The sequence below is a fragment of the Vagococcus allomyrinae genome (assembly GCF_017829975.1).
GTDB classification, from domain to species: domain Bacteria; phylum Bacillota; class Bacilli; order Lactobacillales; family Vagococcaceae; genus Vagococcus_D; species Vagococcus_D allomyrinae.
Genome location: NZ_JAEEGA010000001.1, coordinates 564,037 through 588,158 on the forward strand (window position 1 = coordinate 564,037; position 24,122 = coordinate 588,158).

Consider the following 24,122-nt stretch of genomic DNA (forward strand, 5'->3'; position numbering starts at 1 on the left):
TTTACCGTTATTTCTTGTAAAATGGAGATGACTATTTAAAGAAAAGAGGTGGAGATGGATGAGTTTTACAGACGAAACAGTACGTTTTGATTTTAATGATCACCGAAAACAAGAAGTAAGTGAGACCTTGTCAACTGTATACCGTGCATTGGAAGAGAAAGGGTATAACCCGATTAATCAAATTGTCGGTTATTTATTGTCAGGAGATCCAGCGTATATTCCTCGCTATCAAGACGCCAGAAATCTCATACGTCGTCACGAACGAGATGAGATCATGGAAGAGTTAGTGAAAAACTATTTATCCGGTCACGGAATTGAGATTAAATGAGAATCATCGGATTAGATGTGGGATCAAAAACTTGTGGGGTCGCTATTAGCGATCCTCTTGGCTGGACCGCTCAAGGCATCGAAATTATTAGAATTGATGAGGCTGTTGATGATTTTGGTTATGATCGGGTGCTTGAGCTGATTGCTGAGTATCAAGTAAAACAAATCGTCATTGGCTTACCTAAAAACATGAATAATTCCATTGGTCCAAGAGCAGAAGCTTCCATGAAGTATGGAGAAGCGTTGGGATTATTAACGGGTTTGCCAGTTGCGTATCAAGATGAACGTCTATCAACTGTTGAAGCTGAGCGGATGTTAGTCGAGCAAGGCAATGTTTCTCGGAATAAACGAAAAAAAGTGATTGATAAATTAGCTGCTGTTATGATTTTGCAAAATTACTTAGATAAACATGCCAATTAAATGATTAATATCAATAGGCAAATGCTTGAAGTTGAGCTATAATGTAAGCTGAAGTAATGACGAGAAAAGAGGAAAATAAATGTCACACGACCATAATCACGATCATGATCACGATCATGACCACGAGTATATTACCTTGATTGACGAAGAAGGCAATGAGTCTTTATTCGAAATTTTATTGACGATCGACGGTGAAGAAGAATTTGCTAACAAGCAATACGTATTGCTTTTCCCAGCAGGTGTTGAAGAAGATGATGAGCAAGCCGAAGTTGAGTTATTAGCTTATGAATACATTGAAGCTGAAGGCAGTACAGAAGGTGACTTACGCAATATCGAAACAGATGCTGAGTGGGACATGATTGAAGAAGTTTTCAACGCGTTTGTTGAAGATGAAGAACAAGCTTAATAGAAACAAAAGAGAGATCACAAGCCGATGGGACTGTGGTCTCTCTTTTACTATTAAGGGATTCTCTTAGTTCAATTTTTTTTGAGCTTTTTGGGTGTTGGCAAAATGAAGTTTGGCATATTTTCCCAGTAGCTCCATGCCACCTCGTTTCAGCAATTTTGCACCAGCTACATCAGATTTAGGCCCTGCCCCTGAAGGGATAACCATCTTTAGTTCTTTACTCGCTTGATCTAAGGCATCTAAAAAACTAGCTCGACAGATGATGGAGGCTGCTGCAACAGATAAGTGATACTGTTCGCCTTTAGTGGTAAAATAAATTTTTTCCTTTACTTGATTTTTTTCACGGGCTAAATGCTTCCGATAGTTGCTCTCAGGTGTAAATTGATCGATTAAGATTCCTTCAGGTTTGATCGGGGCAATTTTTTGTAGTAATAAGAAAATTGCTTGATTGTGTAAAGCGACTTTCATGCGGTTGACATTATAGTCAGGTTGAATGCGATTGTATTTTTCAGGCGTCACAATCAACTCATGGTAAGGAACAGCTAGTTTTAGGTCATCGGCAATTAAGCGGATTTGTTTATCCGTCAGTTCTTTGGAATCGCGGACTCCCAGTTCTTTTAACAGGGGCATTTGGTTTTTTTCAACATAGGTAGCGCAAACTACCACAGGGCCAAAGTAACTGCCGTTTCCGACTTCATCGCTACCAATGACAGACCAAGAAGCAAAATCTTTCGGCAGGCTATTGTTGGCGGTAGTTTTTTTAGCTGGAGAACTTAGACTATTTCCCCACTTGCTGGCTTCGATTTCAGCGCCGTCCCCTTGGAACATAACTTTTCCTGAAGTGTAGGCGGTAATCGTGACATTGCCAACTTTCGCGGAAAACTCAGCGTAAGGTGGGGTTTTTGCTTTAATACTTCCTTGATAGTGGGCCGCCATTTTTTTGATGGTAGCTGGTGACACTTTTATAACGCTTGAATTTGCCATGGTGGTATTCCCTTCTTTTCATAATGAAGCTCTGCTTCTATTCTAAACAATTTTGTTAGAAATCTCAAATGACATAATTGGGTTTGTAAATTCATTTAATCTAATTTATAATAGATAAAGGTTTAAAATAAGCATAAATCAAGGTTTTTCATTCAATTATTGGCAAAATAAATGGTAAACTATGGCTAGATAGAGTTTGCGCACAGATATGTCTTCCCTAGGAGTTGTCTAAATGGGAGGTAAAGGAAAGATCTGATTGGCTTTAGTTGACCATTAGTTAATAGGATATCGATAGATAGAATAATGGAGGATTCGTCATGTCTCAAGAGAAAAAAAGATATAAAGCGAAAATCGCAAATAATACATATACGATAATTGGCAGTGAAAGTAAAACTCATATGGACATTGTCACAGAACTTGCCAATGATCAATTGCAAGAAATTATGTCACTTTCACCTAATACTGATATATCGCAAGCGTCTATACTACTGGCAATTAATTCCATCTCGGATCAATTGAAAAAAGAAGAAAAAATTATCTATTTAGAAAAAGAAATTAGTGAATTGAGAGAGAAAGTGAGACACGTTGAAGAGTTGGAAGCTCGATTGCAACGTTATGATGAAATGGAAAGCCAAGCAAGGAAAGCACTTGCCACGAATGGCAAAGAAACAGAGACTATCTCACCGGCCGATGTCCAAAAAATCATGAATCAACAAGTTATTGAAAAGATTCAACAGAATGCGGCAAAACTCTCCAATAAAAAAGGATAGCGACGCTATTTAATAGAAAGACTCGAAAAGGAAAAGGTTGAATATATGTTAACAATTGTAATTATTATTGCGTTGGCAGTGGCTTTTTATACAGGCGCTCGACGTGGATTAGTCATGCAAATTATTTTAACAGTGGGCTACATTTTGTCCTTGGCGATGGCTAAAAAGTATTATTTAATACTGGCCAATAAAATTGAACTCTTAGTACCTTATCCGGCACCTAATGCTGATAGTAAACTAGTCTTTTTTGAAGGGGACAGTTTGTTTAAGCTCGATCAAGCTTTTTACGCAGGTTTAGCCTTCTTATTGATTTTATTCGTTGGTTGGCTGATTACGCGTTTTATCGGCATTTTATGCCACAACCTTACTTTTTTCCCATTAGTAAAACAAGTGAATATCCTTGGTGGTGGCATCTTAAGTTTTGTGATTGTCTATATGGGTATCTTTTTTGCGCTCTCGGTGTTAGCGATGATTCCTGTTGACTTTATTCAAAATCTGTTTAGAGGAAGCGGCATTGCTCGTTTTATTGTTGAGAGCACGCCATATTTTTCTAATCAAGTGGTTATCTGGTGGTTAAATACAGTTGGTTAACACAGGGCTGAACGGAAAAGGTTCAGCTTTTCTGCTGTAAAATAGAGATGGTTAAAAGTTGCTAGGGAGGTGTTTTCAGATTATAGCTGGAAACCGACCTTTGAAGAAATGGAAGTGAAGAAATGAATCAGAAAATTTTAAAAACGTTAGAATTTGAAAAAATCAAAACGCTTTTAAGTGAATTGACTAGAACAGCCCTGGGACAAGAAGAAGTGCTGAACTTAGAACCCGTTAGTGATCGCGAAGTAATTACTGGATGGCTGTTGGAAACAGAGGACGGAGCGAAAGTTTTACGCTTGCGCGGCGGTATTCCGATACCTAAACTGGAAAATATTCGCCCTCATATGAAACGAATTGAAATTGGTGCCATGCTCAATGGGATTGAAATTGCCCAAGTCGGTCGTGTATTGCAAACGACCTCAGAATTAACGCGCTTTTTTGGGGACTTGGCAGATGCGGAAATAGAGTTACATCGTCTTTATGAATGGGGAGAGCAAATGGTTACCATCCCTAGTTTGTCTCGTCGCATTCGCGAGTCGGTTGAGGAAGATGGGCGCATTACAGATGAGGCATCTCCGGAGTTAAAAACCATTCGTTCACAGATTAGACGGAGTGAACAGAGCATTCGGGAGCAGTTAGATGGCTTGATTCGTGGGAAAAATGCTAAGTACCTTAGTGACGCATTGGTGACCATGCGAAATGATCGTTACGTCATTCCAGTAAAAGCAGAATATCGCAGTGTTTTTGGTGGCGTCGTTCATGATCAAAGTGCATCTGGTCAAACGGTTTTTGTGGAACCGAAACAAGTGGTTGAATTAAATAATAAACTGCGTCAGCATCAAATTGCTGAACGACAGGAGATTGAGCGGATATTGGCGGAGCTCTCTAATGAATTGGCCCCTTACCGTCAAGAGATTTTACATAATGCCTATGTTCTTGGTAAATTGGATTTTATTCAAGCGAAAGCGGAATTTGGGAAGAGATACGAGGCTGTTGTTCCCAAACTGAGTGAGGAAAAACATGTTCACTTGCACTTTGCACGTCATCCTTTGATTCCGATTGAGCAAGTTGTGGCCAATGATATTACAATTGGCAAAGAGTTTCAAGCCGTCCTGATTACCGGACCTAATACCGGTGGGAAGACGATTACCTTAAAAACCTTAGGCTTGTTACAACTTATGGGGCAGTCAGGCTTGCCGATTACAGCGGCGGAGGGAAGCACGATTGCTGTTTTTACTGGTATCTATGCTGATATTGGTGATGAACAGTCAATTGAACAAAATTTGAGTACCTTTTCATCTCATATGACCAATATTGTGGATATTTTGTCAAAAGTTGACAGTGATAGTTTGGTGCTCTTTGATGAGTTAGGAGCGGGAACTGATCCACAAGAAGGAGCGGCTTTGGCCATTTCTATTCTGGACAATGTGGGAGCAAAAAGTGCTTATGTGATGGCTACGACTCACTATCCTGAATTAAAAGTTTATGGCTACAATCGGGCTGGCACTGTCAACGCTAGTATGGAGTTTGATGTGGACACATTAAGTCCAACATATAAACTATTAATTGGTGTGCCTGGACGCAGTAACGCCTTTGAAATCTCGAAACGTCTGGGATTAGATCACAGTGTCATTGAGGAAGCGAAGCAAATTATTGATGGTGAAAGTCAAGATTTGAATGAGATGATCGCTGACTTAGAAAACCGACGTAAAATGGCTGAAACAGAGTATTTGGAGCTTCGTCATTTCGTTGATGAGGCCCAACGTTTGCACCAGGAACTTGAGAATGCCTATGGCTATTTCTTTGAAGAACGAGAAAAGCAATTAGCTGCTGCCAAGCAAAAAGCCAATGAAATTGTTCGTGAGGCTGAAGAAAAGGCGGAAAATCTGATCAATGAGATTCGTCAAATGCAACTGGCTAGTGGTAATGGCAATGTGAAAGAGCATGAATTAATCGAAGCTCGTACCAAAATTGTTGATCTTTATCAAGATGAACAACAGCTAAAGAAAAATAAAGTTTTGCAAAAAGCCAAGGAACAGAAAAAATTTCAACCAGGTGATGATGTCATAGTTCAGACCTTTGGACAGCGGGGGACCTTGCTAGAAAAGATTGGCAATCGAGACTGGCAGGTTCAATTGGGAATTTTGAAAATGACTGTTAGTGAAGACGATATGACATTGTTGGCACCAGAGAAAGAAGCGGTGCAAAAGACAGTTGCCACAGTGCGAAATAGCGGCGGGCCGCGAGTGTCGACGCAGTTAGATTTGAGAGGACGTCGTTATGAAGATGCCCTTCAAGAAGTTGATCAGTATTTAGATGCGGCTATTTTGGCTGGCTACTCTCAGGTGACGATTGTTCATGGTAAAGGAACAGGCGCGCTGAGAACTGGGATTACCGATTACTTAAAAAATCACCGCAGTGTGAAGAAATTTGAATTTGCGCCGTATAATCAAGGGGGCAGTGGCGCCACGATTGTTCAATTTAAGTAATGAGCGCATCTCCAATCCAAATATTAGAGAAAACTAAAAAGCTTTGTTATAATTAATAGTGTAAAGAGAGAAATTTAGTTTAAAGGCGTTAGTTTTTAGACTGACTTCCAGAAGGACAGCTTAAGCTTATTGTTGTTGCGTGTTGATTTAGTGTGGATGGAAGCGTGTAGGCTGAAAGAGCATTTCGAAATAGGAGGAAATATTTATGGTAAAAACAGTAACAGATAATAGCTTTGCAACTGACACGAACAGTGGGGTTGTTTTAGTAGACTTTTGGGCCACTTGGTGTGGTCCATGTCGGATGCAAGGACCGATCATTGATGAATTAGCAGGAGAAATGACCAGCGTGACATTTGCAAAAATGGATGTGGATGAAAATCCAGCGACAGCTGCTCAATTTGGGATTCAAAGTATTCCAACCTTGCTAGTTAAAAAAGATGGCGAAGTTGTTGAAACCTTAGTTGGTCTTCATCGTAAAGAACAACTAAGCTCAATTTTAAGCAAATACGCTTAGTTATCATTGGTAACCTGTGAATCTTTTGATTCGCAGGTTATTTGCTTTAAGGCGAGGTTTCAGTTATGATTTAAAAATAGCGGAAACCTTAATTATTGATGGTAGAAGTGGTCATTGTCCTGACAAATGGAGGATGATGGAATGATGATGGAGGTGTCTTAGTGGAGTCAATTGGTAATGTATTTTGTGTAGGGCGGAATTATCAAGCCCATATTGAGGAGTTGGACAATCAGCGTCCAGAGGAGCCTGTTTGGTTTATGAAGCCGACTCACAGCGTCGTTTATTGTCAGGGAGATCAACGGATTGTTTTACCAAAGGAACAGGGAGACGTTCATTATGAAATAGAGCTAGTCGTTCAAATGAAGGCTGATTATACACCAGATCAACCCTTAGAGATGCTTCTTGGTTCAGTCGCGTTGGGTTTGGATTTGACATTAAGAGACCTACAGAGCGATTTGAAAGCAAAGCGTTTACCTTGGCTACGAGCTAAAGGATTTAAAAATAGCGCAGTCTTAACAGAAGGCTTGCCATACAGCAGTTTAGAGGCTTTCGCTGATACGAATTTCCATTTGAAAATTAATGATCAAATCGTTCAAAACGGAAACACTCAACTGATGATTTTTAAATTAGAGGAGCTTCTGGCTAGTTGTTGGGAACAGTTTGATTTGAAGACTGGTGATCTTATTTTTACTGGTACACCAGCAGGAGTAGGGGCTTTAGCTGATGGTGACAAAGTCGAAATGTACCTAAACGATGGCTGTTTAGGTGAGTTTACGGTAGGATTGAAATAGGTTATCGGTTTGGTTAATTTCCTAAGAAAATGTGAATCAAGGAGAATTAGGTGTCTGTGTTTAACTTTTGAGTTAAACGCAGGCGTCTTTTTTTTGCTTCTTTCACTTTGGGGTTAACGATAAAGTTAAATTCTTGAAAGCGCTTGACAAGGCTGTTGAACTGGTATATATTATTTTTAACAGCTGTTTAGTAGATTTTTTAGTAAAAAGATTATTAGTGTGTTTTACTTTTTAGTTAAACAAGGAGGAATAAGATGAATATCATAAGCAATGGACACCCACGACCACAAATGGCTCGGGAAGATTGGCTGCTTTTAGATGGTGAGTGGTCATTTAAATTTGATCGAAATGATGAGGGGCTGAAGAAAAAATGGTTTCAGCGATGGACGACTTCTGAAAAGATTAACGTGCCATTCACCTATGAGACAGAGTTAAGCGGCATTCATCATGAAGAATTTGTCCCAGTCGTCTGGTACCAGAAAGAAGTCAAGGTGGAAGAGGGAAAGGCCTATTTGCTTCATTTTGAAGGTGTCGACTATGATACTCAAGTTTGGGTCAATGGCGAAAAAATTGGCAATCATCAGGGGGCCTATAGTCGGTTTAGTTTTCAATTATTTGGTGAGACAGACAACATGACAATTGTTGTTCGAGTCGAAGATACACAATTGTGCTCACAGCCACGAGGCAAACAACGCTGGCTAAAAGATAACTTTGGGTGCTGGTATGTGCAAACGACAGGGATTTGGAAATCAGTTTGGTTAGAGCCAATTGCCACTAGCCATATTAGTGATATTAAGCTAACGCCAGAAATTGCTCAACAAAAAGTGGCATGTGAGATCCAACTAAATGACTATGATCGAAACAAAAGCTATGAAGTTAGGTCAACGATTTCCTTTGAAGGTAAAACTATTAGTAAAACGACTCATAGTTTGCCCCAGGAACTAAGCCACCTCAGTTTATCGGTAGTGGATCGAGAGGATACTGGTTGGGGACTTCACTTGTGGTCACCTGAAACCCCTAACTTATATGATTTGACATTAGAGTTAGTTGTCGATGATCAATCCGTTGATTGTGTGGCCAGCTATTTTGGGATGCGCTCGATCTCAATCGAAGGCTCCACTGTCTTATTGAATGGACATAATCTCTATCAAAGATTGATACTTGATCAAGGTTATTGGCAAGAATCCGGTATGACGCCACCCTCTTTAGAGTCCCTAGAAGTAGACATTCTGCGTATCAAGGAAATGGGTTACAATGGTGTGCGAAAACATCAGAAAACGGAAGATGAGCGTTTCTTATATTTATGTGACAAACATGGGTTATTAGTTTGGTCTGAAATGGCAGCGACTTATGAATTTAATGACATGGCCATTGAAATGTTTACTGCTGAATGGTTAAAAGTTGTCAAACAGAATTACAATCACCCTTCGATTATTACTTGGGTCCCGTTTAATGAATCATGGGGAATTGGCAATATTTATGATGATGTTAAACAACAGAAGTTTACTGAAAGTATTTATTACCTGACAAAAGCGATTGATTCTCAGCGGCCAGTTATTACAAATGATGGATGGGTTCATACCATTTCTGACATCATTACGCTACATGATTATGAAGAAACGATTTCCCTGTTTAATAAGCGTTATGAGGATAAAAATAAAATCATGACCAATCAGTTGATGTTTAACAAAGACTTTTATGCTTTTGCCAAAGGCTATCAATATAATGGACAGCCAATTATTGTCTCTGAGTTTGGTGGGATTGCTTTTACCAGTGAAGAAGGCTGGGGGTATGGGAACCAAGTGAAGGATGACCGTGAGTTTATGGAACGCTTCGACGAGATTCACCAAGCCATTCAAAATCTTGATTATGTTTCTGGCTATTGTTATACCCAGTTAACAGATGTTGAACAGGAGGTAAATGGTTTACTGACACCAGATCGCCAAGCAAAAGTTGACTTGAGTGATGTGAGAAGAATTAACGAGCGCCGTAAACATTAAGAAAAGCTCATCTTTAATGACACAAGATGAGCCTTGCGTACTTAATCATCGATGTAGTAGAGATTTACTAGGATATCTTGGTCGTGATTGCCAAAACCTTTGCCAAAGAGTGTTAGCCCGCCGACATTTGGCGAGTCACTTTCAACAGCAAATTTTAAGGTGATTAGGGAGTTCTGATCTAATTTAAGGTCGTTAATGGTGATGCTAGAGAAGGGTTCACCGTCCATACCAGAATCTAATGTGTTAATTCGCAAGTGTTTTAATAGACCGTACTGGCTGAACTGACTATTCCACCAAGTGGGGGTATAGCGTCCTCTTGTATCAGAGAAATTACCAGGCACTGTGTACACGCCGATTTTAATGTCGTTGATGTAGATGCTAATATCACTTGGCCAAACGTTATTTGACAAAGGAAACTCTGAGGAGAGTTCAAAACTAATTTCAAGCATCTCGGCGTGTTGATTATCTTGTAATAAGTTAGGAATCTTGTACTCGACAAAGCCTTTTGAGAACCACAACAAAGAGGCATTGACTCGGTCGCTGTCCATAAAATATTTTGGATCGTCAGGTTTACCGACGATGCTAGCGGTTGTGGCTAGGCCGCAAGTAGGATTGACGTCAAAATTAGTAAAATGCCCAAGTTTGAGCTCGGTTTTATGCAGATTAAATGCGTGATAGATTTTTTCCGGAAAACTGATGTGGATATCATCAACACTGAGGAAAACTAGTTTTTGAACCCCAGATTTACCAGGCACTTTTTCAGATTTGATGATGTTAGCGGCTTCCATTTTTTGGATATGGCGAGTGATGATAGCGTTACTTAGATTAAGAGCAGTCGCTATTTCTGAGATGTTGCGTTTTTCTTTTCCTAATAGTTTGATGATGTTTAGCCGAGTTTCGCTGGCCAATACTTCATATACGGGTAATGAGTCTGTGCTAATATCTAGTTCCATAAGGACCTCCAATGTTTTAGCCAGTTCCTATAAGTGAGTCGTCTTTTATCGTGAAACGATTAGCTGGAAAAGTTAAAAGCCCACTTCTGCAACTGATGATAAAATCCAAGGGAACTCGCGCTTTGATTATTTGCTATTATTTATCAATCAAATAATCCCTTAAATAGAATTATAACATTAACTTAAGGGTTAATGTAAGAGTGTTTGGTAAAAGCAGTTATCAGGAGTAGTTAACCGTTAGAAAACAAAAATGAGTAGTTAGATTAACTATTATGTTAATGAAAATAGAAAATGGAGGTAAGGAAGATGAAACGTAATAAATTTTTGATCGGGGCAGTAGCCGTAGCACTAAGTTCACTCTTATTGGTTGGGTGTGGTGGCAGTAAGGATGGAAAAGAAGCGAAGAGCAAGACGAATGAAATCACGTTTTGGAACCCTTTTACTGGAGCGGACGGCTCCAATATGCAAAAAATGATCGATGAGTATAACAAAACTAACCCTGAGTTTAAAGTTAAAAATGTTTCCTTGAAAGAAGGGGATATGTATACCAAGATTCCCACGGTGGTTAATTCTGGAAAAAATATTCCTGATTTGAACATTGTTCATGCCGAACGAATTACTCAGTATAAGGACAATGATATGTTGTTAACCTATGACGAGTTATTGAAAGATTTCCCAGAAATAAAGGCTGAAAACTATGTGCCAGAAGCTTGGGGATTAGGTGAAAAAGATGGCAGTCGCTATAGCCTGCCTTTAGATATTCATAGTTGGGGAACATACTACAATAAAGACTTATTAGCAAAATATTTGCCGAATGCTTTAGACGATAATATTTTAACGTTTGATGAAATCGAAGAAGCCAGTAAGGCCGCTAAAAAAGATGATATTAGAGGTCTAGCGATTACTTGGATGAAACCTAACTTCTTGTCTCTCTATGCTCAAAATGGTGGTGAATTAAGTGCCGATGGCATTGAACCAACTCTTGATAATCAAGCCGCTATTGATACCTTTAATAAATGGCAATCCTTGTCAAAAGCGGGCTTAACAACTAAAGACGGAGAAGACCCAACCCAGTTGTTTGTCAGTAATAAATTGTTGTTTTTCCCAGAAGGAATTTGGATTCAAAACAATATTAAGGACGCTAAAATAGACTGGGGATTCACCAATTCTCCACAACTATCAGATGATTTAAGCAAGACGATTAACTGGTCATCATCACATCAGTTTGTCATGTTTAAAAATGACGATCGCTCAGAAGAGAAAACAAAAGGTGTTTTAGCATTTATTGACTGGTTACGAGATAATTCGTTGGAGTGGGCTAAAGCAGGACAAAATCCGGCAAGTTTGAGTTTGTTGGATGATGAAGAATATTTGGAAATGCCTCAGTCATTCTATCTTGCAACCCCAGAACAACAAGCAACACTGAAGATCTTTGATTACAAGTACAATGGCTATGTTTCTGAGTTTATTGATGCCAATGGCTTAGATGCGGTCTTTGGTAAAGTACCAGTTGAAGAAACTGTTAAGAATATGCAAAAAGAAGTAGCGGATAAAGTAGCGAAAGATTCATCAGGCAAATAACCAATCGATTTCTTGGTGTGAGTTCACACCAAGAAATTGTTTGTAGTAAATGGAAAAGGGGAAATAAGTATGGAAACTAGCAGTTCTATCAGTAAAAGCAGAATAAATAAACAATTAATGCCTTGGCTATTTGTCGCCCCACATCTCCTAATATTTGTTATCTTCTTCTTAATCCCAGTTGTATTTGGGATCTATATTTCAATGACAGATTGGGATTTAGTTAATTCGCCAACCTTTGTCGGCTTACAAAATTTTCAAGAGATTCTCTTTCAAAAGGACTCAACTTTTTACGAACAGTTTCACAATGGCTTGAAAAATACTTTTTTCTTTGTTATTTTTTCTGTCCCATTTTGTATTATTGTGCCACTGTTATTGGCAGCGGCTCTGAATGCAAAACCGAAGTTAGGCAAGCTGTTTCAATCGTTGTTTTATTTACCTTCATTGTTTTCGATCTCTGCTGTCGTGATTATCTGGACACTGATGTTTAACGTGACTTACGGACCGATCAATAATTTGTTTAACTTAGATATTGTTTGGACAGGCACGCAACCTTATGCTTGGATTGCCATTGTGGTGGTAACGGTATGGTGGACCATCGGTGGTAATATGATCATTTATCAAGCCGCTTTAAATGGTATCTCGCAAGATTTTTATGAAGCGGCCGATATTGATGGGGCATCGGCAGTTCAGAAGTTTTTTAAGATAACTTTGCCAAGCATTAAAGGGCAGCTGTTATACACGGTTGTGATTACGACGATCGCCCAATTTAATGTTTACGGCCAGCCTTTGATGTTAACGGCTGGTGGACCTGCCAGTTCAACGAGAGTCCTATTGATGAATATTCAACAAAATGCCTTCGGATCAGGTCAATCAATTGCCGGGATCGCTTCAGCCATGGCTGTACTATTAGGGTTCTGTATTATGATTGTAGCAGGTTTGCAATTTAAATTTTTGAGAAATAAGGACTAGGAGGAATAAGCAGATGAAAAACAAAGGAAGAATTAGTTACCCAAAAATCGCCGCATTTCTATTCTTATTCTTGATGGCCATTATTTGGATTGTCCCCTTGCTGTGGGGCGGAGTAACCTCCTTTAAGTCTGAAATGGAGTTTATGACTGGTGGTTTTAAATTTTTGCCAGCTGAGTGGGTTATGACGAACTATACGTCCTTGCTGTTTAATAATGCGAGCACTCCGTTAATTAAATGGTTTACTAATTCAATGGTCATTTCTGTCAGTCACACCTTGTTAGTCTTAGTGGTGGTGTCCTTTTCAGCATTTGCATACAGTCGTTTACAGTTTAAAGGGAAAAATCAGTTGTTTGCTTTTTTGATGGCAACGATGATGTTTCCAAGTGTGGTCAATTTAATCCCTCTGTACAAAATCGTGGATACTTTTGGCTGGGTTAATTCGCCTTTAGCGATGATTGTTCCTGGAGCTTCAGGAGTTATGAATATCTTTTTAGTGAAACAATTTATGGACAATATTCCGAAGGAATTTGATGAGGCCGCTAGAATCGATGGGGCTGGTGAAATGACAATCTTTTTGAGGGTGATTTTGCCGGTGATTAAACCGATTTTATTAGTAGTGTCGTTGTTTGCCTTTACTGGCTCATGGAACGATTTCCTATGGCCCTCAATTGTCTTTAATGATATTGACAAGATGCCTATTACGCCCGGCTTGCAATTGCTTCAAGGAATGTATCAAGCCCAACCGACCTTGTTAATGGCAGGGGCGCTGGTTGCGATTGTGCCAACCTTCTTATTGTATTTGTTTGCCCAAAAATATTTCTTAGAATCCATGTCATTATCTTCTGGTGTAAAGGGGTAGGCCGATGAAATCATCAATGGAGCGTCGCGTCGTCAGTCTATTAGGCATTTGGCAATTAATAGATGGTGTTATAACGATTATCTTTTATGGGTTGTTTAAACGGCATCAAGTCAGCCAATTAACTGAATTAAGCTATCAAAATGCAAAAGCGATGGAGTCACTTTTTGGTAGTACCTTTATCTTCATCAGTTTATTTGGGACCCTGTTAATCGGTTTGGGCTTGTTTCATCTGGTCCTGGCCAAACGTTATATGAAAGAAGATACGACTAGTAAGAAATGGGTGGTTTGGTTAAGTGTGGTGTCGCTATTTTCGTTACTTGTCATGGACATTATCAGTCTAATATTAGCCGTGATCAGTTTAGTCTTGCTAGTGGCTAAGAGACAAGCAATAAAAAAAATAAGAACAAATGAATATAGTCGCTCGCAATAACGTGTAGCGAGTTAGGAGAGTATGATGAATAAACGAACTGAATACCCGCGGCCTCAGTTTCAACGAGAGCAGTGGACGAATTTAAATGGGGAATGGGAATTTGCCTTTGATGATCTTGATCAAGGGATGGACGAAAAATGGCATGAAGGGAAGGTGTCTTTTTCGCAAAAGATTCAGGTTCCCTTCGTTTATCAGTCAGAGCTTAGTCAGATCAATCAACGGGAAGTTCACGACAGAGTTTGGTATCGAAAAGAGTTTAGTTATACAGGGGAGAAGCAGGTTCTTCTTCATTTTGGGGCAGTTGATTATCAAGCAGACGTTTATTTGAACGGTGTTTATATCGGTGGGCATATTGGTGGTCACACGTCATTTTCCTTTAATGTGACGAATTATCTTGAAAAAGAGGGGCAACAGGTACTGGTGGTAAAAGTATATGACCCTCATGCAGACGAGACAATTCCTCGAGGGAAACAATTTTGGGAGAAGGAATCTCGGGGCATTTGGTATACCAACTCGACTGGTATCTGGCAGACCGTTTGGTTAGAAGAAGTGGCGGTTAGTCATATTAAACAAGTGATATTTCAACCGGATGTGGACGAAGGCAAAGTGGGCATCCGTCTGATCTTTCCAGCGGAAGCAGTCGGCAAACAAGTTGGCTATCAAATCAGTTTTCAAGGAGAAGCGATTGCCTCAGATTTAGTGATGGTGACCAGTACCGAGATGAATCGCTCCGTTGAACTTTATCAAAATAAAATCTTTAGAAGTAATTTTCATGATAATGGTTGGACCTGGAGCCCAGAAAAGCCTAATCTATTTGATGTCTCCTTAAAATTGATCGATTCAGAGGATGCCGTTTTAGACAAGGTGGTGAGTTATTTTGGTTTTAGGAAAATTCACACAGAAAAAGGCATGACCTTCTTAAATAATTACCCGTACTATCAACGGTTAGTGTTAGATCAAGGGTATTGGCCAACTGGTCTTTTAACGGCACCGACAGATGAAGATTTTAAAAGAGACATTGAGCTGGCCAAGGAAATGGGCTTTAACGGTTGTCGCAAGCATCAAAAAGTTGAAGATCCCCGCTTTTTGTACTGGGCTGATCAATTAGGGTTTATCGTTTGGGGTGAATGTGCGTCTGCCCCCGTCTATACTGAGAAAGCAGTCGAACGATTGACCAATGAATGGTTTGAAATCATTGAGCGAGATCGCAATCATCCTTCAATTGTGACGTGGGTTCCTTTAAATGAAAGTTGGGGTGTGCCGGATATCCATCACAATCAACAACAGCAGCATTTTTCTGAAGGAATCTATCATTTGATTCATTCTTTAGATGACTCTCGTTTAGTCATTTCTAATGATGGTTGGGAAATGACCGTGACGGATATTTGTGCGATTCACAATTACAGTCATGGCGGCGTTGAAGAAGGAAAAAAATATGATCATTTTATTGAGACACTGTCGACTGTTGAAAATCTGATTAATCAAGCTCCTGGTAAGTGGGGGATATACGCTGAGGGGTATCGCCATCGAGGAGAACCGATTATGTTAACCGAATTTGGTGGTATTGGTTATCAAGTTGGTGAGCAGGATGGCTGGGGGTATACGTCAGTTAGTGATGCGACTGAGTTTGTCAGCGAATACGGTCGCATTATGTCCGCGCTTTATAGCTCCAAAGCCCTTTTCGGTTATTGTTATACCCAATTGACCGATGTGGAACAGGAAATTAATGGACTGTTAGCCTACGACCGAACACCTAAATGTGATCTGGCAAAGATTAAAGAAATAAACAGGCAATATTTTCCAGAGCGACTGTATAGCGAGGCGAAAAAATGAAACTAACTACAACTAAATTTGGTGAAAAAGCTCAGTTGTACACCATTGAAAATCACCGTGGCACGGTATTGGAATTATCGGATTTTGGTGCCAGAATTGTCAACTTGTCTATGAAGGTTGATCAGCAACAGCGCAATTTGGTGTTAGGATTTGATTCTGCCGAGGAATATGAAGCTAAGGATAGTTATATCGGCGCAACAATTGGCCGAGTTGCTGGCAGACTTTCTGGTGGCAGTTATCAGTTGGCTCAGCAAATGTATCAATTGCCACAAAATGACGGTTTGAACTGTTTACATGGTGGTCCGAAAAGTGTAGATTGTCAAATCTGGCAGACAAGCATTGAGCAGCGAGAGGATCGGGTGACCATTCATTTTAGATTGGTCTCAAGAGATGGCGAGAATGGCTTTCCTGGCAATCTGGATATGACTGTCAGTCATACCTTAACCAATGAGGATGAATGGCACATTGAGTATCAAGCTGAAACTGATGCGCCGACTTTGTTTAATCCTACTAACCACGTCTATTTTAATTTAAATCAGCATCGGACAGAGGAGATTGGCAGTCATTTACTTTCAATAGATGCCGATGTCTACGGTGTTTTAACAGAAAGCTTAATTCCAACAGGTGAATTGCGAGCAGTTCAGGGAACTCCTTTTGATTTTCGTGGTAAAGCCGTGGCAATTGATCAGGGACTAAAGAGTGATGATCTACAAAATAGATTGGTTGATGGTTATGACCACCCGTTCCTGTTGAATGAGAATGGTATCGGACCTCAAGTCGTTTTAATGGATAGCCAGCAATTGGTTAAAGTGGAAATGACGACGGATGCCCCAGCTGTTGTCGTCTACACGAGTAACATGGTTGACGAACCAGTGGTTATGAAAGACAGTTTTCAGGTTAAGCATGGCGGTGTTACCCTAGAAACCCAACAACTTCCTGATGCGATTAATCATGATAACTTTGGTTCGATTGTTCTAAAGCCTGATCATATTTTTCGAAGCAAAACGGTTTTTAACTTATCAGTAAATAACTAAAAGCAAGTCGCTATTTTCAGAGAAAATGAAAATAGCGACTTTTTTACTTGATAGGAAAGTACAAAACTTTCTCTTTATCGTAGTTTGGATCCAGCTTCATGAGGCACCACTACGCTTCGCTTCGATCTCAACAAATTCTAAGTGCTCTTCGATGTCCCTTGTTTCTAATTGCTGCCGTTATTCTTACGAATTTATTCGTTAGAGTTAAGGGACACTTCGTTCTCATCAAATGCTAAGTGCTAAAGCACTAAGCTTTGAAGGACGAAGTAAAGCAATAAGAGTAACGGCAACACCTCGTTCAGCTTTTGTTAGTGTGATTAATTTGACCTGATAACTTAGTTATGCTAGACTTATATTAAATTTAGGTAGACCTAAAAATAGGAGGCGGTAAAATGGAAGTCTACGAAAAAATTAATTTAGCCACTACCGATCATGGATTTAGTGGAAAACATATAAGGGTTAATCACTTGAGCGTTGCTTATCAGGGGAAAAAAGCCATTGAAAACGTGACCTTAAGTATTAAACCGGGTGCTATTACTGGGATTATCGGTCCAAATGGAGCTGGGAAGTCAACCTTGTTGAAAGGCATGATTGGGTTAGTTAAGCCTGTTGAGGGGACTTCGTTGATCGGAGATGTCAACATCAGGGAGGCTAGGAAACATATTGCTTACGTTGAACAACGGAGCGCGATTGATTTGTCCTTTCCGATTACAGTGGAGGAAGTCGTTCTCTTGGGAACTTACCCGAAGCTAGGAATATTGAGACGCCCGAAAAAAGCTCATAAGGCTAAAGTGCTTGAGTGTCTAAAATTAGTCAAAATGGACGCATTTCGCAAACGGCAAATTGGTGAATTATCTGGCGGTCAGTTGCAGCGAGTGTTTATTGCCCGAGCCTTGGCTCAAGATGCGGCGATTATCTTTTTGGATGAGCCTTTTGTAGGCATCGATATGACTAGCGAAAAAGTGATCATTGACCTGCTAAAAGAGTTAAAATCAATTGGCAAAATGATCGTGATCGTTCATCATGACTTACATAAAGTAACGGAATATTTTGACGAATTAATCATTATGAATAAACAATTGGTTAGTTATGGACCAGTCAACAAAGCGTTCACAACCGCTAATATTCAACAGGCCTATGGAAATACTATGGGTGAGATTATCATCAAAGGAGTGAGAGATTAATGATTGGCAATTTTATTGAGGGCTTAATTAAATATGAGTTTTTACAAAATGCCTTAATTACCTGTATCGTTGTAGGATTGATTTCTGGAGTTATCGGTAGTTTTATTGTGCTCAGGGGGATGTCGTTGATGGGGGATGCGATTTCTCATGCGGTATTGCCAGGGGTTGCTATTTCTTATATGGTTGGTGCTAATTTTATTATCGGGGCCTCAGTTTTTGGGATTATGGCTGCTCTTTTGATTGGTTTTGTGACCCAAAAAAGTAAATTAAAGAGCGATACTGCCATCGGCATTGTTTTTAGCTCTTTCTTTGCTTTAGGGATTATTTTGATTTCCCTTGCCAAAAGCTCAACGGATCTCTATCATATCCTATTTGGTAATGTGCTAGCTGTTAGACAAAGCGATATTTTGATTACAGCGATTGTGGCCGTGGTTGTCTTTGTTTTCGTTCTGTTATTTTTTAAAGAATTATTGGTCAGTTCATTTGACCCGACAATGGCTCAAGCTTACGGGCTAAATGTTGACTTGATTCATTACAGTTTAATGTTTGGCTTAACTTTGGTGGCCGTGACGGCACTGCAAACGATCGGTACTGTCTTAGTGGTGGCGCTGTTAGTCACACCAGCAGCTACTGCCTTTCTGTTGACGAATAAATTGTCCCGTATGATTGTTATATCAGCCAGTTTAAGCACCCTTAGCTCAGTTATTGGGTTATTCTTCAGTTACACGTTTAATGTGGCCTCTGGGGCGGCGATTGTCTTAACCGCAGCCGTATTCTTTATTTTAGCTTTTGTTTTTTCTCCGAAACAGGGAATTGTATTTAATCGGAAAGAGGTGGTTATTCATGAAGAAAATTAACTTAGCCTTAGTCAGTCTTTTAACTCTGTTTGTTTTAGGCGCTTGCGGTCAAGACAAAGAGGACTCCCAAACGCCAGATAAGTTGCAAGTCGTTGCGACCAATTCCATTTTAGCCGATATGGCTGAGATTGTTGGAGGCGATAAAGTAGAGGTTCACAGCATTGTTCCTGTGGGAACTGACCCCCATGAGTACGAGCCACTGCCAGTAGATATTGCCAAATCAACTGAAGCTGATCTGATTTTTTACAATGGCTTAAACTTGGAAACCGGTGGCAGTGGCTGGTTTGCGAAATTGATGGAAACCTCCAATAAAAAAGCAGAAGTTGATTTTTTTGCAGCTAGTCTAGGAGTTGAGCCGATGTACTTGACTAGTGATGGCAAAGAATCAGAACAAGATCCCCATGCTTGGCTGGATATTTCTAATGGGATGACGTATGTAAGGAATATTGAAAAAGCTCTGGCAGCAAAAGACGCTGGCAACGAGGCTTATTTTAAAGCGAAGGCGGACACCTATATTGCTGCCTTAGAAGAACTGGATACGAAGGGGAAAAAAGAATTTAAAGAAATTCCCAAGGAACAAGCCTTACTTGTAACCAGTGAAGGCGCCTTTAAATACTTCTCTAAAGCCTATGGATTAGAAGCCGCTTATATTTGGGAAATCAATACTGAAAGTCAAGGGACGCCTGATCAAATGAGTCAGATAATTGATAAAATCAATGAGACAAAAGTACCGAACTTGTTTATTGAAACCAGTGTTGATCCCCGCAGTATGGAAAGTGTGTCTAATGAAACGGGCATTCCTATTTATGACAAAATATTCACCGATTCTCTCGCAAATAAAGGGGAACCTGGTGATAGTTATTATAAAATGATGGAATGGAATTTAACGAAGATACATGATGGCTTGCTAGCTGAAAGTAAATGAGAACCTCAGGTATTGAGAAAATCGACTGCTAAATGAGAAGGAATCTCAGTTATGTGCACAAGAGTTGCTATTTGCTTGAGAAAGATTTAACATGAAGAGGTAAGGAATTAAATCATGGTGATTTTGCTTTGGCTGAAAGGCCAAAAGCATATCAAACAAAGGAGGAACTATTAGGATGAGTTATACGAAAGAAGCAAAAGTTGCAGGTGCGAAAACTAAAGAAGTGTTAAATCAATTGGTGGCGGATTTAAGTCAATTTTCAGTCATTATCCATCAAACACACTGGTATATGCGCGGTAATGATTTTCTAACTCTCCACCCACAAATGGACACATTTATGGATGGAATCAATGATCAGTTAGATGAAGTGGCTGAACGTTTAATCACAATTGGTGGTGCTCCCTATTCAACATTAAGTGAGTTTGCAGAACAGACAAAATTAAGTGATGAGCCTGGTTCTTATGACAAAACAATCCCTGAGCGGATGGAGCGTTTAGTCGATGGCTATCGTTACCTAGCAGCGCTTTATGCAGAAGGTATTGAGGCTGCCGGTGAAGAAGGCGATAATGTGACGGAAGACATGTTTATTAACTTTAAAGGCATCGTTGAGAAACAAATCTGGATGCTAACCGCTAAATTAGGCCGTGAACCAGGTTTATAATTATGAGACCAAAAAAGTTACGAGCAGCCGCTTGTAACTTTTTTGTTTTAGAAAGCAGGAACGGTGGTCTCACCGTGTTCTTTTTCCAAATAGTCTTTGACTTCAGGACTGGTCATGGCTTTTTTTAAGGCTTTAATTTCAGCGGAATCCTGATTGTCTTCTCGAGCCACCAGACTAATGGCGAAGCGCTGGTCTATTTTTTTTTCTAAAATTAAGGCATCAGCCGGTGTTAAACCAATTTTGGCGATATAGGCGGGGTAGTTGTAAACTAAACTGACCCCGGCTTCATCATAAGTTTCTGCCAGATTTAATAAATCAACCGATAACCATTGGAATTTTTTCGGATTGTCTTCGATATCTTTGAGAGTGCCTTCAAATCCGACCCCTTGTTTTAAGGTAATCAGCCCAGCATCTGCCAATATCGCCAAGGCGCGGCCTTCATTTGAGACGTCACTTGGTAGGGCGACTTTGGAGCCCTCAGGAATATCTTCAATAGTTTGAGCTTCTTTCGCGTAAAAGCCTACTTTGGCATCGTAAATTTTCTGAACAGCAACTAAATTAGCCTGTCGTTCTTCATTAAATTTTTCCATAAACGGTTGATGTTGGGCGAAATTGGCATCGACCTCTTGGTTGTTAAGTAATTCATTGTATTGAATGTTGTCGTTAACTTGGACTAGTTCAAGGACGTATCCGTCTTTTGCCATGACAGGAGTGGCAATCTTAATAATGTCCACCATCGTTGGTAAATGAGCGGCAATTTTAACGGTTTTTTTGGTGGTTGTTTCCTTCTTCTTTGGTGCGCAGGCGACGACTATAAGCATCAGGGCACTCATAAGGCTTAACAAAACTAATTTCTTTTTCATGGGTAAATTCTCCTATTTCTTTCGTTTATCGATTTTTTGGGAAAGCTTGCTACCGAGCAATTGAATCACGATCACCATAGTGATCATGATTATAATAGTAGTGTACATCATGTCATACTCATAGCGCTGATAGCCGTAACGAATAGCAAAGTCACCGATGCCACCGCCGCCAATCACGCCCATGACGGTTGAATAGGAAACCATGCTAATCATTAAGGAAGTCAGACTGAGAACCAATCCCGAGCGAGCTTCAATGTATAAAAAGTCAAAGATTAATTGTTTGTTTGTTGCACCAAGTGAATGAGCCAGTTCGATGGCGTCACTTGGAACATCGAGTAAGACCTGTTCGACTAAGCGAGCGTAAATGGCAATAGCGACTAAACTTAAAGGGAAGGTTGCGGCATAGGTACCAAAAGAGGAACCGATCAAAAAACGGGTTAACGGAATTAAGGCGATCACAAATAATAAAAAGGGAAAAGAGCGAACAATGTTGACATAGCTGTTGAAAATCAGCGAAAGGAAACGATTGGCAGCCACGCCTTGTTTGCCTGTTAAAAATAGATAAGTCCCTAATGGTAAGCCCAAAAGCATGGCCGCCAAGGTGGAGATGGTCAGCATGTAACCAGTTTCCCATAAGGCTTTTGTCATTTCAGGCTGGTAATAAGTCAATCGTTCTAAATAAAGGCTCATCGGCTTAAACTCTCCAGTGCTCGGTGGTAGTAGCTTTCGAAGATGGCTGCTTTAGCAGCAGGCGCCACCTGAATAACGTCTAATAAATGACCGTCTTCTAAAATCGCTGCTCGTGTACATAACTGACGAATGACAGAAAAGTCGTGACTCACAATCAGCATGGTGGTGCGGAAATGCTGATGAACCTTTTTAAGTAACTGAATAATTTCTTCGGTATGCTGATCATCAAGGGCTGAGGTTGGTTCATCACAAAGTAAAATTTGAGGGTCGTAAGACAAGGCTCGGGCAATTGCCACACGTTGTTTTTGCCCACCACTTAATTGTTGAGGGGATTGATGGGCCAAATTGCTAATATTAACAAAGTCCATCATCTCTCTTACTCGTGGTTGTTTGTTTTTCCCTTGTAGTTTTAAAGGCAATGCCACATTCTCATAGACTGTCTTATTATTGAGCAAATGAAATTGCTGAAAAATCATGCCAATCTTTTGACGGTTAAGTCGCTGTTCTTTCGTTGATAAGCAAGAAATATTTTCACCCTTTAAAAGGATATGACCAGTATCAGGTGTTTCTAATTGATTGATTAAGCGCAAAAGGGTTGACTTGCCTGAGCCGCTGGCACCGACAATCCCGAAACGTTCCTCAGTGGCAATTTCCAATGAAATGGCTGCCAAGGCTTTTGGCTGATACTTACCTTGGCCATAGGTTTTTGAGACATTTTTAAATTGAATCATAGCTGGGGCTCCTTGTAAATTAGGTTTGCCAGTTCTATTGCTGAGACTGGGCCAAAATAACGACTTAGATCAAAGGTTTTTAGCAGATCAGTAAGAGCAGTCAGTTCATAAGGAGCTTGTTCCAAAGCTTTTTCTAAATCAGTCGGGGTCTCTTGATTGAAAAAATCACCATAAAAATGCACCTGGTGAAGACGACGATCGCTTAACTCAAAGCGCACTTCAATAGTCCCGATGGGAAACCGCTGCTTGACTGTGTAAGTCGCCAACTGATGGTTTCCTTGAATCCAGTGCGGATTGCTGTACCTGCTTGTCACTAAGGACTGAATTTGACTTTTATCATAAGAGGTCAGCTGGTATTGTTTCTCTTGAATCATCTGTAAATCACTGACAGCAAAAAGTTGACAAAGTAATAAGTCACGAAATTCAGCAGTGGTTTGTTGATAGCAAGTAGTTAAATAGGGTTTTAAATTAGTCACGCGACTGCGGACAGAGCGAACGTTGTTAGCTTTAAGCTTTTCAGGAAAAACGCTTAAGGCTTGTGGTAAAACAGCTAAGTTGACGTCATACATCAAGGTGCCATGACAAAATAATTTTGTCCCCTTTTGATACATGGCGTTACCTGAGAATTTGCGTCCCTCTACGATTAAATCGTTTCTTCCAGTTAAGTTGGCTTGAACGCCTAGTTGCTGAAGAGCGGTTAAGATTGGCTGAGTGAGTTCTTTAAAGTTACCAAAAGCCCGGCCCTTCTGGGTGACAATGCTGTAACTAAGGTTGCCTAAATCGTCGTAGACTGTGCCACCACCTGATAAACGGCGAGTGACAGTGATCTGTTCTTTTAGAACATAAGGAAGATTTAACTCCGCATAATAATCTTGATTTCTGCCGATAATAATTGATGGCTTCTGAATATAGAACAAGATTAAAGGTTCCTGTTTATCCCATTTGTTCAGTAGGTACTCTTCTGTGGCTAAGTTAGTGCGGATATCCAAACTATTCATGGATAGGTAGTACATAGTGATAGAACCTCCTTTTGTTGTTAAGTAGAGCATGACCATTGTCGCCGATTTACACGGAAATTTCAAAGTGTTAAGCCCTTTTTATCAATAAGTGATAAGCAAGCAAAGTTGATCTAGTTGAAAAGAGCGCAAGAAAAGCTTGCAGGAATAAGTTTTGTCTAGGAAGGTGTCAAGTTAAGTCGTGGGAACTGCCAGAAAAGCACGTACAATTTTGTTTTTTTGAAAGTGAAAAAAACTTGCTCAA

25 protein-coding genes are annotated in these 24,122 nt (G+C 40.0%); 19 read left to right on the forward strand and 6 right to left on the reverse strand.

Going from position 1 to position 24,122, the window contains the following annotated elements:
• The first annotated feature begins 58 nt into the window (after positions 1–58).
• The 3 genes from I6N95_RS02525 (at position 59) to I6N95_RS02535 (ending at position 1,153) form a co-directional block, all read left to right on the forward strand.
• Positions 59–328, forward strand: coding sequence for an IreB family regulatory phosphoprotein (locus I6N95_RS02525; protein ID WP_209524759.1), 270 nt, complete (start codon positions 59–61; stop codon positions 326–328).
• A complete protein-coding gene (ruvX, locus tag I6N95_RS02530) occupies positions 325–747 on the forward strand; it encodes a Holliday junction resolvase RuvX (protein ID WP_209524760.1) in 423 nt (140 codons plus the stop codon). The genes I6N95_RS02525 and ruvX overlap by 4 nt, the downstream gene beginning before the upstream one ends.
• Positions 748–826: 79 nt before the next feature.
• Positions 827–1,153, forward strand: coding sequence for a DUF1292 domain-containing protein (locus I6N95_RS02535; RefSeq protein WP_209524761.1), 327 nt, complete (start codon positions 827–829; stop codon positions 1,151–1,153).
• Between the two features lie 66 nt (positions 1,154–1,219).
• Here I6N95_RS02535 and rnhC read toward each other — a convergent pair whose 3' ends face one another.
• The gene (rnhC, locus tag I6N95_RS02540; RefSeq protein WP_209524762.1) at positions 1,220–2,137 is read right to left on the reverse strand and encodes a ribonuclease HIII; all 918 of its coding nucleotides are present in this window, start codon (positions 2,135–2,137) and stop codon (positions 1,220–1,222) included.
• 317 nt (positions 2,138–2,454) lie between these two features.
• On the opposite strand from rnhC, the gene zapA reads away from it, so the two are divergent.
• The 6 genes from zapA to I6N95_RS02570 all read left to right on the forward strand — a co-directional run bounded on the left by zapA (position 2,455) and on the right by I6N95_RS02570 (position 9,292).
• Positions 2,455–2,907: a cell division protein ZapA gene (gene zapA, locus I6N95_RS02545; RefSeq protein ID WP_209524763.1), complete on the forward strand. Its 453-nt coding sequence runs from the start codon at positions 2,455–2,457 to the stop codon at positions 2,905–2,907.
• Between the two features lie 45 nt (positions 2,908–2,952).
• The gene (locus I6N95_RS02550) at positions 2,953–3,498 is read left to right on the forward strand and encodes a CvpA family protein (protein ID WP_209524764.1); all 546 of its coding nucleotides are present in this window, start codon (positions 2,953–2,955) and stop codon (positions 3,496–3,498) included.
• Between the two features lie 122 nt (positions 3,499–3,620).
• Positions 3,621–5,987 (forward strand): endonuclease MutS2, encoded by a 2,367-nt coding sequence (locus I6N95_RS02555; RefSeq protein ID WP_209524765.1) that lies wholly within the window; start codon positions 3,621–3,623, stop codon positions 5,985–5,987.
• A 205-nt stretch (positions 5,988–6,192) separates the two neighbouring features.
• On the forward strand, positions 6,193–6,501 hold the full coding sequence (trxA, locus tag I6N95_RS02560; RefSeq protein WP_209524766.1) for a thioredoxin: 309 nt from the start codon (positions 6,193–6,195) through the stop codon (positions 6,499–6,501).
• Between the two features lie 161 nt (positions 6,502–6,662).
• Entirely contained in the window at positions 6,663–7,292 is a 630-nt protein-coding gene (locus tag I6N95_RS02565; protein ID WP_209524767.1) for a fumarylacetoacetate hydrolase family protein, read from the forward strand.
• Positions 7,293–7,546: 254 nt separating this feature from the next.
• Positions 7,547–9,292: a glycoside hydrolase family 2 protein gene (locus I6N95_RS02570; protein WP_209524768.1), complete on the forward strand. Its 1,746-nt coding sequence runs from the start codon at positions 7,547–7,549 to the stop codon at positions 9,290–9,292.
• A gap of 41 nt (positions 9,293–9,333) precedes the next feature.
• Here the strand turns inward: I6N95_RS02570 and I6N95_RS02575 are convergent, their stop codons facing one another.
• Positions 9,334–10,245, reverse strand: a complete 912-nt coding sequence (locus tag I6N95_RS02575) for an ArsR/SmtB family transcription factor (protein WP_209524769.1) — start codon at positions 10,243–10,245, stop codon at positions 9,334–9,336.
• Positions 10,246–10,551: 306 nt separating this feature from the next.
• Here I6N95_RS02575 and I6N95_RS02580 point away from each other — a divergent pair, with 306 nt between their 5' ends.
• The 10 genes from I6N95_RS02580 to I6N95_RS02625 all read left to right on the forward strand — a co-directional run bounded on the left by I6N95_RS02580 (position 10,552) and on the right by I6N95_RS02625 (position 20,578).
• The gene (locus I6N95_RS02580; protein WP_209524770.1) at positions 10,552–11,826 is read left to right on the forward strand and encodes an extracellular solute-binding protein; all 1,275 of its coding nucleotides are present in this window, start codon (positions 10,552–10,554) and stop codon (positions 11,824–11,826) included.
• Between the two features lie 69 nt (positions 11,827–11,895).
• Positions 11,896–12,795, forward strand: a complete 900-nt coding sequence (locus I6N95_RS02585; protein ID WP_209524771.1) for a carbohydrate ABC transporter permease — start codon at positions 11,896–11,898, stop codon at positions 12,793–12,795.
• 13 nt (positions 12,796–12,808) lie between these two features.
• Positions 12,809–13,654 carry a carbohydrate ABC transporter permease gene (locus tag I6N95_RS02590; protein ID WP_209524772.1) on the forward strand — a complete coding sequence of 282 codons (846 nt, stop codon included), beginning with the start codon at positions 12,809–12,811 and terminating at the stop codon, positions 13,652–13,654.
• Positions 13,655–13,658: 4 nt separating this feature from the next.
• Positions 13,659–14,084: a hypothetical protein gene (locus I6N95_RS02595; RefSeq protein ID WP_209524773.1), complete on the forward strand. Its 426-nt coding sequence runs from the start codon at positions 13,659–13,661 to the stop codon at positions 14,082–14,084.
• A gap of 24 nt (positions 14,085–14,108) precedes the next feature.
• Entirely contained in the window at positions 14,109–15,917 is a 1,809-nt protein-coding gene (locus tag I6N95_RS02600) for a glycoside hydrolase family 2 protein (protein WP_430727520.1), read from the forward strand.
• Entirely contained in the window at positions 15,914–16,951 is a 1,038-nt protein-coding gene (locus I6N95_RS02605; RefSeq protein ID WP_209524775.1) for an aldose epimerase family protein, read from the forward strand. The genes I6N95_RS02600 and I6N95_RS02605 overlap by 4 nt, the downstream gene beginning before the upstream one ends.
• Before the next feature lie 392 nt (positions 16,952–17,343).
• Positions 17,344–18,135, forward strand: coding sequence for a metal ABC transporter ATP-binding protein (locus tag I6N95_RS02610; protein ID WP_209524776.1), 792 nt, complete (start codon positions 17,344–17,346; stop codon positions 18,133–18,135).
• Positions 18,135–18,992, forward strand: a complete 858-nt coding sequence (locus I6N95_RS02615) for a metal ABC transporter permease (protein WP_209524777.1) — start codon at positions 18,135–18,137, stop codon at positions 18,990–18,992. Before I6N95_RS02610 ends, I6N95_RS02615 begins: the two co-directional genes overlap by 1 nt.
• Entirely contained in the window at positions 18,979–19,917 is a 939-nt protein-coding gene (gene efaA / locus I6N95_RS02620; protein WP_209524778.1) for an Mn/Fe ABC transporter substrate-binding lipoprotein EfaA, read from the forward strand. Before I6N95_RS02615 ends, efaA begins: the two co-directional genes overlap by 14 nt.
• A 175-nt stretch (positions 19,918–20,092) precedes the next feature.
• Positions 20,093–20,578, forward strand: coding sequence for a Dps family protein (locus I6N95_RS02625; protein WP_209524779.1), 486 nt, complete (start codon positions 20,093–20,095; stop codon positions 20,576–20,578).
• Positions 20,579–20,625: 47 nt separating this feature from the next.
• On the opposite strand, the gene I6N95_RS02630 is transcribed toward I6N95_RS02625, so the two are convergent.
• The 4 genes from I6N95_RS02630 to lplA are packed head-to-tail and all read right to left on the reverse strand — an operon-like array spanning position 20,626 to position 23,875.
• Entirely contained in the window at positions 20,626–21,441 is an 816-nt protein-coding gene (locus I6N95_RS02630) for a MetQ/NlpA family ABC transporter substrate-binding protein (RefSeq protein WP_209524780.1), read from the reverse strand.
• 12 nt (positions 21,442–21,453) lie between these two features.
• Positions 21,454–22,131: a methionine ABC transporter permease gene (locus I6N95_RS02635; protein ID WP_209524781.1), complete on the reverse strand. Its 678-nt coding sequence runs from the start codon at positions 22,129–22,131 to the stop codon at positions 21,454–21,456.
• On the reverse strand, positions 22,128–22,862 hold the full coding sequence (locus I6N95_RS02640; protein ID WP_209524782.1) for a methionine ABC transporter ATP-binding protein: 735 nt from the start codon (positions 22,860–22,862) through the stop codon (positions 22,128–22,130). Before I6N95_RS02640 ends, I6N95_RS02635 begins: the two co-directional genes overlap by 4 nt.
• Complete coding sequence (gene lplA, locus I6N95_RS02645; RefSeq protein ID WP_245249197.1) at positions 22,859–23,875, reverse strand: lipoate--protein ligase; 1,017 nt, start codon at positions 23,873–23,875, stop codon at positions 22,859–22,861. The genes I6N95_RS02640 and lplA overlap by 4 nt, the downstream gene beginning before the upstream one ends.
• Positions 23,876–24,122 lie beyond the last annotated feature (247 nt).